General features: G+C 57.7%; 7 protein-coding genes. 4 read left to right on the top strand and 3 right to left on the bottom strand.

The features are described from left to right. Positions 1-400 precede the first annotated feature (400 nt). Entirely contained in the window at positions 401-1,342 is a 942-nt protein-coding gene (locus tag F3H96_RS25765) for a hypothetical protein (RefSeq protein ID WP_244620153.1), read from the bottom strand. A 37-nt stretch (positions 1,343-1,379) separates the two neighbouring features. On the opposite strand from F3H96_RS25765, the gene F3H96_RS25760 reads away from it, so the two are divergent. Further along, positions 1,380-2,585 carry an FkbM family methyltransferase gene (locus F3H96_RS25760; RefSeq protein WP_149804483.1) on the top strand — a complete coding sequence of 402 codons (1,206 nt, stop codon included), beginning with the start codon at positions 1,380-1,382 and terminating at the stop codon, positions 2,583-2,585. A 107-nt stretch (positions 2,586-2,692) separates the two neighbouring features. Further along, the gene (locus F3H96_RS25755) at positions 2,693-3,421 is read left to right on the top strand and encodes a glycosyltransferase family 25 protein (protein ID WP_149804482.1); all 729 of its coding nucleotides are present in this window, start codon (positions 2,693-2,695) and stop codon (positions 3,419-3,421) included. Positions 3,422-3,488: 67 nt separating this feature from the next. On the opposite strand, the gene F3H96_RS25750 is transcribed toward F3H96_RS25755, so the two are convergent. Further along, on the bottom strand, positions 3,489-6,842 hold the full coding sequence (locus F3H96_RS25750; protein WP_188131533.1) for an FkbM family methyltransferase: 3,354 nt from the start codon (positions 6,840-6,842) through the stop codon (positions 3,489-3,491). Positions 6,843-6,856: 14 nt separating this feature from the next. Continuing rightward, positions 6,857-10,654, bottom strand: coding sequence for a glycosyltransferase (locus F3H96_RS25745; protein WP_149804480.1), 3,798 nt, complete (start codon positions 10,652-10,654; stop codon positions 6,857-6,859). A 1,153-nt stretch (positions 10,655-11,807) separates the two neighbouring features. On the opposite strand from F3H96_RS25745, the gene F3H96_RS25740 reads away from it, so the two are divergent. Both F3H96_RS25740 and F3H96_RS30720 read left to right on the top strand, forming a co-directional pair. Continuing rightward, on the top strand, positions 11,808-12,122 hold the full coding sequence (locus F3H96_RS25740) for a hypothetical protein (RefSeq protein ID WP_149804479.1): 315 nt from the start codon (positions 11,808-11,810) through the stop codon (positions 12,120-12,122). A 91-nt stretch (positions 12,123-12,213) separates the two neighbouring features. Next, positions 12,214-13,776 (top strand): DUF4347 domain-containing protein (locus F3H96_RS30720; RefSeq protein ID WP_188131540.1); only part of this gene is annotated, 1,563 nt, incomplete at its 3' end.

The raw sequence follows: 13,776 nt of genomic DNA, 5'->3' as shown, positions 1-13,776 counted from the left end.
GTCTGCTTTCAGGACGCGGAGAAGCTGATCTCTACGGCCGAGATGAGGGCGCGAAGCAGACGTCTGGCAGTGGAACCGCGAACGTCGTTCTCGAGTCAGCAGCGCTGGTAGCGGTGAATGTCGGCTGTCGGGCAGAGAAATGGATCGACAAGGGCCGCTCAGGTCATGATCTCCGGTTCGGCAGAAGTATGGCAAATCGTCCCGGATCGTGCCGTACAGTTGGCAGGCTGTCCGCTTCTTCGATACAGCCAGAAACAGAGCGTCGACCTAAACCTCAGTGCTCATGCTCGAAAGACGGATAAGATGGGTGGCTTACGCAAGTATGCTAGTGCCAGCGCTGCGGCGGCTTTGCCTTCCACTACACTTGGTGATTCCGGACGATCCGCTCGCTTGCAAATGGTCAGGCGATCCGCAAAAGCTCGCGCAGACGCACCGGCAGTCGGGGCGAGGCTTGCAGTTCGGCACAGCTCTCTTCCCATCGCTTCAGATACTCGGCGATCGGGATGCCGCTGCGGCCTGGCCAACGGTTAAGCGCACCCAGCGCCTCGACGGAGTCCGGTGCGCGGTCGTATTCGGCAAGGATGGTTACCGACATTGCCTGGGCGAATGGATTGAGGCCCGGTATTTCGATCTCGCGGCGATGATCGATGAACCACGCTGCGGCGTCGCGGGTGAACCCCTGGCTGTCGCCGAGCGCGGTATAGCCTGTGATGATAGCGTTACGATATTCGGCAATGGCATCGCCGAAAGCATTGTCGCCGGCGAAGGGCGGATTCTCTTTCCAACCCTTGGCCAGGCGGCCCAGGCCACGCAGAGAGAAGGCCTCGACCATCGCTTCCTCGAGCCATTGGCAGGGCGGCGCCGGCTTGGCGTCGGCCTGCCAGCTGTTTGCCATCACGTGGCCGAGCTCGTGCCCGAACTGGTAGGCGAGCTTCGACCAGTCGCGCTCGCCTATGTCGACAATGATCCACGCCATGCTGCTGCCGTCAGGGTGTAGCCAAACAGCTGGCGAACCGGAGGTATGCTCGTCGACGCGCAGCCGCGTCGGCTGGCGATCGGAGACCAGGCGCACGCCATCCAGGCAAGCGTGCCGCATGCGCTCGACGACCTGATCGGCCGCGCGCGGAAGCATGTGACCCCAGTCGCCGGCAAGTTCGATCGGCACGGAGAGAACGGTTTGCGGCGGAGTGGTCGGTGGCATCGTGGCAGCGTAGCTCTTTCTCGAAGCGCCCCGGCCGGTCAATGCAGCCGGAATCAAGCTGCCGATGGCTGAACCAACAAATAGCATAACGAAATTTCGCCGTCGCACTTTCGATTCCTGATGTCCGCCATCCGGAAACAAAATAACATGCTAATGTGCACGGCCGAAGGCTCTGAAAATGGATGAGGTTATCGGAATGGGCGAGGCCATCTTTTCGCAAACCTACAGCGGCGATGATTTTTCAAGCTGGCAGGTGGCGCACGAGATGTCCATTCGCCTTGAAGACGGAGCTCTTGTTGTCTCAGATACCGAACGGCACAGCTGGCATCTCTTGCGCCTATACGATTCAGCCGTTCTCTTCAGAATTGTTAGAATGAAATGCCGTCTCAAATTCTGCAGGACAGCTACCGCTAATTTCTACATCCATCACTATGGTTCTCTGGACGTAGCAGAAATCTCCGCAGACGGCACCATAGTCGACGACGGTATTAGTAATAACGTCTCTGTCAACAAAATCTCCGACGGCCTGTTCGATGTCGAGGTGACGTATCTGTGCCGCCATCCAACACTGTCAATTGGCTGCTCAAATAACCGCCAGCCTGTCTATTCTGGCAGCGGACACGAGCAATTTGTCCTCATAAGCGTGCTGGTTGAGACGTTTGATGCATATACTGAATTGTCTCGCACGCCAGCGGAGGAGCGCATTACGCTGGTCGATGTCGGAGGCCAAGGGGGCCTGCAACTCAAGTGGATGCTAAGAGCCGATCAGATTAAGCCGGTGGTTTTCGAACCCATACCGTCGGAGGCGGCAGCGATAAGGCAAACCCTCGGCCGAATTCCTGGCTCTCAGGTAATAGAAAAAGCATTGGCGCATACAGCTGGCGTTCAAAAGCTCTATATTACAGCGGACACGAGCTGCTCCTCATTGCGAGAACCAAATTTTGAAGTGTTGCAACAGTATTCCATAGCACCAATTTTTTCTGTGGTTGGCACACAAGAAACCGACTGCGTTCGATATGACGATTTGTTCAGAATGCAGACCGCTCCATTGCCGGACGTGATTAAGATCGATGTTCAAGGTTTTGAATATGAAGTTCTTCTGGGGTTTGGGCATCTTCTTGAAAATTGCATGGCAATTGAGTTGGAGACACACGTGGTTCCAATATATAAAAACCAGAAGCTACTCTGTGATGTTATAGATATACTTAGGTATTTTGGATTTTCTTTGCGACAGATCAGCAAGACACCGAATTTCGATGGCGACGCTGTCGAGTTTGACGCTCTCTTTACGAAGAGACGCAATAGCGTTAGCGCTTTTTCCGAACCAGCCAAGCGTAAGTTTGCTAGAATTACCGACGTGTTGGGACTTGATTCATACTTTTGACAGGTATGCCTACGCGTTCAGTAGAACAAATTCTGATTTCGCAGCGTCAGTTCCCAGCATGTAAGTGCGAGCCATACGGTAGGTGAAAGAGAAGGTCTCTCGTAGTGATGACAGAAATTCACGTCATTAATCTCGATCGTAGCGTAGAGCGGCTGGAGATATTCCGACAGCGCAACGCCCATCTCAAAAATGTTCACAGATATCCGGGAATAGACGGTCGAACGCTAAATCGCGATCGACTTATCGAGGAAAATATTATTGCGCCGGACCTTGATTACACAGCGGGCAGCTTGGGTTGTGCACTCTCGCACGTCGCGCTTTGGAAGGAAGCCGCCGACCGGAATGAGTGTATGACCGTGGCCGAAGACGATGCGATCTTCTCTCATCACTTTGAGTCGCACATGCGCTCGTTGTTATCAAATGTTCGAACCGATTGGGACTTTATCCTATGGAGCGCAAGCCTACCCTGTTACGCTTGGCTGGATGCGCTTCCAGGTGGAACCGGTGCCAGACTCCAGTTCTTCACAGGCGAAGTCATGACTCATATTGATGAGTTTCAAGGTGCAGAAACCGAGCCCGCTCTGCTTCGAGCGCGCCATCTCCTGGGTCTTCAGTGCTATTCGATTTCGCCAAAGGGGGCGCGGGCGCTGCTTGACTGGTGTCTTCCTATAAGGCCGATGCTCATAGATTTTACGGGCTTTGGGTTGAGGCTCAACAACACAGGCATTGACTGTATTACAAACGGATTGATGCCGTCACTCAAAGCGTATACTTGCCTGCCACCCCTGGCAATTACTGACGACAGACCTGAAGACTCTGTGCGCGTCAATACATAAGACACAGACTGAAACCGTCTCGCTCTTTCGTTGAAAAACAAGACTTACGCATGACTAATGAGACCATTCAACCGTTCTGCACGATTGCCTTCCACTTAGATCGACTTGCTTCGCAGACTTGGTCACTGGCGCACCTATGCGATTCAACCTCAAGTAACGCACTACGCACTTCGTCAGCGCTTACGATAGCGAGCGCAGGCTCACGATCGTCGGTACCGAAGCTGATGATCAAATGTGTACCTGCGACGTTCCATGCTAAGCCGGCGGCGAACTCGCTAGCCACTCTCTTGAGAAAAAAGCGGAGGGTTAGTCGGGCAAGGCGGTGGTTTGCGTCTAGCCAAATAAACCGATGGAAATAGTTTCGTCGCGATCCTGAAAGTTCCCATTCGTGGATCAGCATCAGCCAGCCGTCATCGAAGGGGATTGTTTGAGTTCCTCCTCTGAAATTCTCAGCTGCAATCGCGGCCTTCTCTTCAAATACCGTTTCGCCCCTTTCGGTTATGATCCGAGTTGGGTCCACGGAGTAGATGAACCGCAGATCGTCACCGAGCACCTGCGGCATCCAATTCTTCTCCCACTGCGGGGACGTTCCCGATGGTAGCACCTGCCAGTCTGACAGCACATATTCGCTTGCGGACGTCGCGTCTATGCGCGCAAGCACCATCTCCGCTCTCCCCTCCGTGTTAAGCTGGCGTACCGACGAGAGGCACCAGAGCTGGTTACGCCAGACAACAGGCCGCGGATCCTCGAAGCCGAGCGAATCGAGATGAAGCGGTTGAGGCATATCCTCGGGAGCAAGCACTTCACTTGAGGAAGTGACATTGAACCGCTCATCAAGACGCAACAACAAAGTGCGTTGTCGGAACGAAGTGTCCCCGTGGCGATCAAAATAGCCGCTCTCTAAATGGTCATAGTTAACCGCACGAACCAAAATCACAAATCCGGCGCCGTCGCGCGCCACAGAAACATTTCCCGGTTTGTAACCTTCTGGAGCGATAACAAGCAACTCATGGAAGAAAATAGAAGGGAAGTATCTATCTGCACGTTCCGTGTACCACTTGTAATTAAATCGGGAAAGATTTCTTACTGAAGCGGGAATCGCTGGATCCATTGAGAGCCAATTGCAGACCCGCCTTCCACGCTCTTTCTGAGCAGGGTCGTTTGAGTATGTAGCAGCAATTGTAAACGTTTCTTTCAAACCAGTTAAATAGATTTCAGCCTCAACGCCAACACTGTCGGACTCGGGGATCCCGAGACAAAGACCTGCTTCCGCGTACTCGACGGCGATGTCTCCTCGTGACTGGCGTAGATAGTGGCGCGCCAAAGTGTAAAGTGGCTCCGCACGGTAAGGCCGGGCGCGAAACGCCTCCAGCGTTCTCTTCACGAACTGATCCTCATCGTCAACGTGAAGGCAGTTTGCCATTTGCCAACGGGCGTACCACCTCTCTTCATCCGAGGTCGTCATTCGCGCCCATCGGCAAAACATCACTGCCGCTTGAAGTCCCCGGCCACTATCGCGATATCGCTGCGCTAATTGGCGCCAAGAGGCTGCGTCTCCGGACACTTTACCTTCGAGCAACGAACAAAACTCATGCTCAAGTGAACCCGCCTTCGCCTCGGCCGCGATTTTTTCAATTGGCCTGACCAGGTAATTTTTGATAACAGTGTATCGTTTGTATTCCTCTACGACCAGGTATGAAGCTTTCTCGCACCATTCGATAAAATCATGTAGTCTACGATCCCAAATTTCGACAAAAATTACTGGGCGGCAATTCTCTATGGTCAATCGCAGCCCCGACAGTATATTAATTTCCATGCCTTCTACATCGAGCTTGATAAATCCGACTGATTCCCCAGAAAGCAATTCATCTCCAATGGCTGCCGAAGTCTCTCCAGAAGCGTCCACCGAATATATAGTATGTCCAATATTGTTAGAATGAGGCGTTGATTTTCTGAGGCGCGACACCTCATCGGACAATGCAATACCTAAGAATGATGTGTCTACATTGCTACACCTATTAATAATAACATTCCTTTTGAGGATTTCAAAAGCGACGATATTTGGCTCTATCGGAATTACGCGCTTCGCTTCCAAAATCTTTGATGCAAATATCGTGTGATTACCTACGTTTGCACCAATATCAACAAATGCTTTACTGTTATTGTCAAAGTATCTTTTAATAATTTCGAGATCCTCTTTTTCATAGAATTCTCCATTGTAATGAAATTGCATTATTTCATCATCTTTGTTTGTTACGAAGAACTTTATTTCCTTTCCATCTATTGTAGTCGAAACCGTGACGCCATTTGGCCCGACCTCGCGGAGCGGGCCTGGGGCTGTCAACTGCCCAGCAAGCTCAGCGCGCAGATTCCTGAAGAAGCTGAGGTTGTTGTTTAGCCTCTCATTGCGCGGGTCGAGGTCGAGCGCGTTTTGTCCCCATTCGACAGCGCGATCCATTGCGTTGAGGTGCCAGGACGCAATTGCGCCTAGGTCGAATAGCCGAAAACCCCAGCAGTTGGCGTCGTCCAGATAGCTCCCGGTGCGGTGAGTCTTCTCAATCCCGTTGGTGCAGGCCCAAAAGAGGTTCAGCCAGTCGGCCTTGCCGTGGAACTCCTCGGCCAGGTCGAGCCAGATTTCACGCCGGTGCGGAGCTTCCGTCCGAGCCTTATCCAGCCAGGACAATCTCTGCTCCGGCAGTATGCGCGCGAGGTAGCGCATCGCCTCGGAGCGCTCCTCCGCCCATTTGCTTGTCGGCAATGCAAGGTACCGTTCAAGCAGCGGAACCGCCCGCTCGTGTTGGTTTGCCCACATCAAATCACGCCCAAGCCAGAAGCAGATCTGCGCGTCGTCGGGATCTTCCCTGTGCGCCACCTCCATCAGCGGCAAGTAGCTGCTCCTTGTTGGTTTGGCGAGGTCCTGCACCTCGAACATGACGATGTCGCTGCTGTTCGCGGTGACTTCCCTTTCTCCCGTGAAGACCAGGGCCTCATGGACAGGTCGCTTGAACCGATAGCCCCATCGATGGTGAAAATTCTTCGCCGGCCAGCTGCGCAGGGGCGTCGGGTCATCGACACTCGCTTTGTAAACCGTCTGGCAGTAGAGGGCAGTCGTCTCGGAGGTCCAGGCGGCCTCGAGCTTCGCCCGCCAACCTGGCTCGAGAAACCGGTCCATGTCCATCGTGCAGCATACATCGACGTCGGCGGGGAGAAGTGCCATGGCGGCGTTGCGTGCGTCGTCGAAACGCCATGGGCGGATCGCTATCTTGTGCACCGTAACGCCCGCCACGGTAAGCCGCTCCACCGTGTCGTCGGTGCTGCCAGTGTCGGCGACAATGCGATAGTCGGCGTCGACAGCCGAATTGGCCCAGCGCTCAGCGTTTGCGGCTTCGTTCAAGGCTATGGTGTAGACGGCGACTTTCACTGTTCTCTGCTCGCTCACGGGGTGGGGGCAAGACCTGGCCTGACGGACATGCCCGACGCGCGCTTGCGGATAGCTACCAGGCCGCCCATCAGCTTTGCCCGGTTCAACTCGTAGTGGCTGTCGAAGAACAGGATCTCGGCGAACTGATCGACAAGCGCGCTCACTCCCAGCGGATCGACCGAGCGCGCGCTGCCGTGCTGCTGGATCTCCCGCAGGAGGGTCTTGGTCAGCGTGATCTTGCCGAGGTCCTCGCCGGGAGGCTGCCAGTCGAGGTCTTCCAGGAAATACCATCCGCCCTCTGCGAGCAGCGGGAAGAACTCGCGGAGGGTCAACTGTTCGTCGAACGAGGCGTGGCTGCCGTCGTCGATGATCACATCGAACGACTGCGGCTCGAGGTTTGCAGCGACCCCACGCAAATCGTCCAACTTGGATTGGTCACCGACAAACGATTTGAACCGTTCATTGTTGAGCCGCGAAAAATCCGTCAGGTCGACGCCGACCACCTGGCAAAACGGGAAATAGCTCTGCCACAGCGCGACCGAAGGCGTTTCGCTCTGGTTGTCCGCCAACCTGCGGCAAAGCCCGATTTCCATTAACCGCCGCATGGCCAGCCGTCGGCTCGACAGCAGGCGATCGTAGATCCGGGCATAGGCGTGTCTGTTCCCAGTGTGCCGGTTCTTATCAGTGTTGAAGCGGTCGGCGAGATTTGTGAGTGTGGGAAAGCTCTCAAGCGGATTGACCAATAGCGAGATCAGCGCCGCCCCTTCGCCGCCCGGCCGGGCGTCGTTGCGCGCCGTCCACAAATGGATCCCGACTACGCGCTCGTCGTTCAGATAGTCGCTCAATTCCGCTATCGGCTTCTCGAACCGATCGATCTCATTCCAATCGATCGCGTTGAAGAACATCGGGCTGAACACCGATTCTCGCAGCTCGGCCCCCGCATCGGAGCCTATGTAGTCGGACAGCAGCTTGGGGCCGATATCTCCAAACTCCCTGCCGCCGCCATCATGGAAGCGTTCGATCGAAATTTCGTACAGGGCCCTGAGATGCCGGCTGTAGGGCCGGGCATAGATGACGTTGCCGCAAACAAAATGACCTTTGTGAGATCCGCGCCACTGCAGATTGAAGAAGTATTCGCCGCGGAACGGGAAGGCTCGCAACAGGATGACGTCGGAATCCATCCATAGCCCGCCATGCTCGTAGAGCAGGGCGTAGCGGAAGATATCGCTGAAATACCTGATCTCGGAGCCGGCGACGATACGCTCGAACAAGACCCGCGGCATGACGTCGTCGGCATTGCGGACTTCGATCCCGTGGGGCACGAGGAAAGCGAGCTTCTCGGGCTCGTAGCTCCATACCCGCACCGGATGGCCTGCCGCTCGCATCGACGTTGTGGCTGCGATCAACGTACGATGCTCGGCCTTGTCAGACATCACCTGGTAGAAGCAGTTGATTTGCGGGAGCGCGGTATCGTCGCCGCCAAGCCGGGGAACAATCCGCTCGTCGAACTGGCGCGATCGTTCCCGTCGATCCAGCGGCGAGTCGACGTCGCGCAGAAACGGCGCAAGCTCATGAAAGATTTCGTCTGTCGACTTCATGCCGCCGGCGCCAAGGTCCTTGCCTTCCGGCGGCGTCTGGCTTGCGTCACCGATGGCTCCCTCGTCAGTAGGGTCAGGCTTGATCCCTGCTTTCGTTGGCGGAGCGCCATGGCCAGAACAATCCGATTGGTCGCGCGCGGACGGCGAGGACGGCGTCAGCCTAGACGCTGTATCAGCCGCACCCGATGGCAGGTTATCCACATCCTCCAGAAGCGACCTCACTTCGGCCTCGTCGACGGTCGCGATCCAGGACTCGCTGTCGGTGACGCTGTAGGAAATCAGCAGACGCCGTTCGTCCGGGTGCCATGCCAGCCCGGCAGAGAATTCAACGCCCTTTTTGTTGAAGAAGAATGGTCGGCTCACCTTTCGCAGGATGTTCGCTTCGTCGAACCAGACAAACCGATGCAGATAGTAACGCCGCTTCTCCGCAGCCCGCCATTGCACTTCATGAATCAATGCGAGCCACCCGCCGGTAAATGATATCAGCTGGGTTCCACCCCTGAACCGTTGGGCGGCAATCGCGGGATGTGTTTCGGCGAGAGTCGCGCCTCGCTCGTCCACGATCCGGGTGGGATCGCAGAGATAGATGAACTGCAGGGTCTCAGCGCCTGCCTCCGCCGTGGCAGGCTTGACCTGTGGCATCCAGTTCTTCTCGTGCACCCGAGGACCTGCCGGGCGGAGCACGCGCCAGTCGGTCAACCGGCAGGATCTGCTCTCGTCGATCCGTGCGAGCACCTGCTCACACCACGCTTCCGGAGTAAATTCGCGGACACACGCCGATCCCCAGAGATCGCCATTCCATGCAAATAGACGCAGATCCTCGAAGCCAAGCACACCTTTGTAAACAGGTTCCGGCATATCGACCGGCGGCAAAATCTCGCTTGCGGACTGGATGCCGAGATCATCGCTCAGCCGGAGCAGGAAGTTGCGCGTGTGAACAGGCGCTCCATCCGGCGTGTCGTATTGGAGGTTGTTTTCGGCCAGAGTATAGTTCACCGTCCGCTGCAAGAGCACGATCTGGCCGCCCAATCGAGCCACTGACGGGTTTGACGACCGGTAGCCATCGGGCGCCTCGAAGCCGACCGGATGCGCACTGAAGGATGGCATCATGGTCTTGGCGGGCTGGACATAGAAGAACAGGTTGGACCACGCCAGTTCCCTGGGGCCATCGCCGATGGCCCGGTTCAACGCCAGCCAGTTGCACGCAGCGAAGCCGCGGTCCTTGCGCACGGGATCGCGGGCGTAGTTCGCGGCGATCGCAAACTCTTCCAGCAGGCCCGTCGTGTAGACGTCGTCCTCGATAAACAGGATGTCCTGCTCGGGTCGCTTGATCGCCAGCCCCGCTTCCGAAAACACCACGCTGGCGTCGTTCATCCCCTTGTCGCGGTAGAACCGAGCCAGGTCGTAAAGCGGCTCGGCGCGTTGCGGGCGTTGATTGAAAGCGGCAAGCGCCTGGCCGACAAAGCCAGGCTCGTCACCGAGTTTGCGCAGGCAGCGCGCCTCCTGCAGGCGGGCGTTCCACGCCTCCTCGTCCCAGCCGCCCATGGCGGCGCGTTTGGCGTAGGCCACCGCCGCCTCCGCCGCCCGCCCGGCGTCGCGATAGGATTGCGCCAGGTAGAACCAGTAGCGCTGATTTTCCGGATCCTTCTCGAGGGCCTCCAGCAGAAGCCTGGCATCACGGTCGAACTTGTCGACCCGGTTCGAGCCGCTGGCGTGGTCCTTGTACCAGGCACCCCTCAGTTCCTGCACGCCACCGGGCACGTCCAGATATTCGTGGGTCACGCCATGGTAGCGTGCGCCGGCGTCGCGCCGGACAAGACGCGTGTTCCAATAGGCGAGGCCTGAATCTGAGCGCTGGAGCAGCCGGTAGCCCGGGCCGTCGAGCCTCTCGCGGAAGCCCGGATCCTCGACCATCAGCTCCATGTCGGCGTCGTCGAACAGCAGATAGTCGTAAGCGAGCGGCGAGGCGTAGGCATGATCGAGCGCGGCGTTGCGAGCCTGCTCGAAATTCAGGAACGGGAACTCGTGCAGTTCGCCTGGCAGATTACGGGCGGCGAAGAACGATTTGACGAAATCCTGTGTCCCATCAGTCGATCCCGTATCGCCGATGACCCAGCAGTCGATGTGGTTGGCGACCGCTCCGAGACAGCGCTGCAGGTTCGCCGTCTCGTTCTTGACGATCATGTTGAGGCAGAGGCGCTTGCCGCTTGTCATAGGCTGACTGTCGGCTCCCTGCATGCCTGCGGACTGAAGCGGCTATATTTGTGCCGCTTTGCCATCCGGGACAGCGATCCGCTTCGACGCGGAATTATCCGACCCTCATTCCCCATGCATATTACCTCCCGCCTCGGCCATTTGCATGACCTCCGTAGCAAAGGCTCGCTCGCACCCCGCTTTACAGACACGACCTCACCCTTGTTCATTGTTAGCCAGCACATCCCCCTGCGGCAAGGGTCTCGCGGTCGCCTTGACCAAAGGTTGCGAACAAGCGTTCCCGTCGGCTCAATCGCTCACTTCGCCGTGATGTCAGGGGAACGGCGCGAAAGCAGAGAGCGCCATTAAGCTTCGGATTTTTCAATGCGTTTGGCGGCTGCTTGCCATCTCAATGTTCGCCAAAAAAATAGTTGCTGATGGCCAGCAATTAACAAATTGTTAACTAGGTTATTTACAATCTGCCAATTTTATAATTTACTAATGTCTTGTGTGTGTGTGAGGGGTCCGGGGACCGGGCAGAAAGCATGTCTGCGTAGTCTGCGAAGCCAGGAGAGTATCTGGAGCAAGCCACTTCGTGCGTGAGGGCGCGGAGAGGCGTGCAGAGAAGACGCCGTACCGCCTTGAACTCAAGGCAAGCGTTTTCCGTAACTGATATTCCCTCGCAAGCAGTCGGTTCCCTCCCAAGTCGTCGTCGAGAAAATCGCGACACGTGTGGCGGGAGTTGGCTGTGGTTGGCGTGATACCGCTTACGAAACGATGCAGCCGCGACGCAGGCTTGCGCTTCGATCAACTCCTCAATTATCCGCACATGGCCGCCAGCACGGATTGCCCAGCGATTGATGGGTATTCCTCGGGTTCTTGCCGATCGCCGGCGCTTTCCGACTCCACACGCACCTTGGTGAAGGCCTGCGGGCACCGTTCGATCGAGCGGCGCGAAGAGGTCGTCAAGCCTTGCGCACGCGCCTCGTCGCCCTGCCCATCGCGGGTTGGCTCACGGGGCTACAGGCAGTTCAGTTCAAGATCCTACGCTCGCGCGGCTCGAGTGCCGGCTGCTACCGGCTTTGGCGAGCGCGGTCGATCGCCAGCGATTGAAACCTAAGGATACGAAACAAGAGAAGCAGCGGCGCAGCCGCTGCGGACCGAGGAGGACATGATGAGCTTCACAGCAGGTTTTGCGGTCATGGAAGTCACCGTTCGGGGCGTCTTGCCCATCGGCGACACGACCGAAAATGCAGCGTATTTTATTCTGGACACCGCCAGGAGCGCGATCGTCGGGCAGGTCAATCTGCCCAGGGCCGTCAAGCGAAGCATGGCTGTCGCGCTCACCGTCAAGGTCCCAAGCACCGCCGGTTCTCTCGCGATTGGGACGTTTGACGATGCCGGGAATTTCCAGGCTGCCAGCTTCCTGCGCGTGGAGACCCCAGCCGTAGAACGTCCCCACGGTGCTGTCGGGCCGTCCGGCACATGACGCCTCTCAAGCCCCTCGTCCCCAGCGCTCGCCGGCCAGGCCGGTGGGCGGTTTCCGTTTGAACTGAATTCGAAGCCAACAGGAGCCAGTCATGGCCCGCGCCTCTGAAATTCTTTTTGTCGATCCTTCAGTCTCCGACCTCCAGACGGTTCTCGGCAATGTGCGACCCGAAGTCCGCACTGTCGTGCTCGACGGCCGCCGACCGGTAGCGCAACAGATCGCCGCCGCATTGTCTGGACAGGAAGGGCTCGACGCGGTGCACGTCTTCGCGCACGGCGCGCCTGGCCGGGTTAGCTTCACCGCAGGAGAATGGTCGGCCGCCACACTGAAGGAAGACGCTGGGGATCTTGGGGCAATCGGCAAGGCGCTCGGGGCGGACGGCGAGTTGGTGCTGTGGAGCTGCGAGACGGCATTGGGGAATACTGGCGAGGCCTTCGTGGCGACGCTGGAACAGGCCGTCGGCGCGGACGTCTGCGCATCGAGCTCGCTGGTTGGTGCAGCGGCTTTGGGCGGCACCTGGGAACTGCCCCCACTGGCTGGAGCCTCCGCGCCTTTGCCGCCGCTGACTTCGCATGGTGTGGCAAGTTACACCGGGGTGCTCGCAACATCGGGCGATCTGACACTTGCTGGACTTACAGCTTCTGGTAGCGGAAACAATATTAACACGTACTATCTTGTCGACACAAATGGCACAGGCGTTACTACTGACGACACAGTCGTCGGTAGCTTTCAACTTCCATCCGCAGCCAACGCCAAGGCTCCAAACTTTTCGGTAACTGTTACAGTTCCAGACGTCACTCATACTTATCTCATTTACGACTCCGGCTTCCACCTATACGGTACACTTACTCCTGTCGACGCCGACCTCATTACTCCGGGCGTCCAGCCGACCGACCCCCCGACTTATTCTTTCGACACCACGCCTATCAACGAATTCGGGCCGGGCAATGATGGCAATCACTTTGCTGGTGGCACCATAACTGTCGCGGCTGCCGGCAGCCCCGGCCCGACTGGACCGACGGGCGCTACAGGCGCGACTGGCGCGACTGGAGCCACGGGTGCTTCAGGTGGAACCGGTGCCACAGGAGCGACGGGCGCCACTGGTGCAACGGGCGCAACTGGCGCGACTGGCTCGACTGGTGCAACCGGAGCCACAGGTGCGACCGGCGCCACGGGTGCCACAGGTTCGTCTGGCGCCACAGGTTCGACCGGAGCGACCGGAGCGAGTGGTGCAACTGGCTCTACCGGTGCTACCGGCTCTACTGGTGCGACCGGCGATACCGGAGCGACTGGCTCTACTGGTGGAACCGGAGCAACTGGTGCAACGGGAGCGACTGGTTCGACCGGAGCAACCGGTGCCACAGGTGCAACCGGAGCCACAGGTGCGACTGGCGATACTGGTTCGACTGGTGCGACAGGGTCGACCGGTGCGACGGGTTCGACCGGGGCAACCGGCGATACCGGTGCGACTGGATCCGCCGGTGCAACTGGCTCGACAGGTGCAACCGGAGCAACCGGTGCAACTGGTGACACTGGAGCGACGGGCTCTACTGGTGCGGCCGGCGATACCGGCGCCACAGGTTCGACCGGAGCTACCGGCTCTACTGGCGCGACCGGCGATACCGGAGGCACTGGCTCTACTGGTGCAACTGGT

Source organism: Mesorhizobium sp. NFR06 (assembly GCF_900115245.1).
Taxonomy (GTDB): Bacteria; Pseudomonadota; Alphaproteobacteria; order Rhizobiales; family Rhizobiaceae; genus Mesorhizobium.
This window is presented reverse-complemented; position numbering and strand designations above follow the sequence as displayed.

Coding starts and splice junctions, on each gene's coding strand:
- F3H96_RS25760 (WP_149804483.1), top strand. CDS start 1,380: ATGGATGAGGTTATCGGAATGGGCGAGGCCATCTTTTCGCAAACCTAC.
- F3H96_RS25755 (WP_149804482.1), top strand. CDS start 2,693: ATGACAGAAATTCACGTCATTAATCTCGATCGTAGCGTAGAGCGGCTG.
- F3H96_RS25745 (WP_149804480.1), bottom strand. CDS start 10,654: ATGACAAGCGGCAAGCGCCTCTGCCTCAACATGATCGTCAAGAACGAG.
- F3H96_RS25740 (WP_149804479.1), top strand. CDS start 11,808: ATGAGCTTCACAGCAGGTTTTGCGGTCATGGAAGTCACCGTTCGGGGC.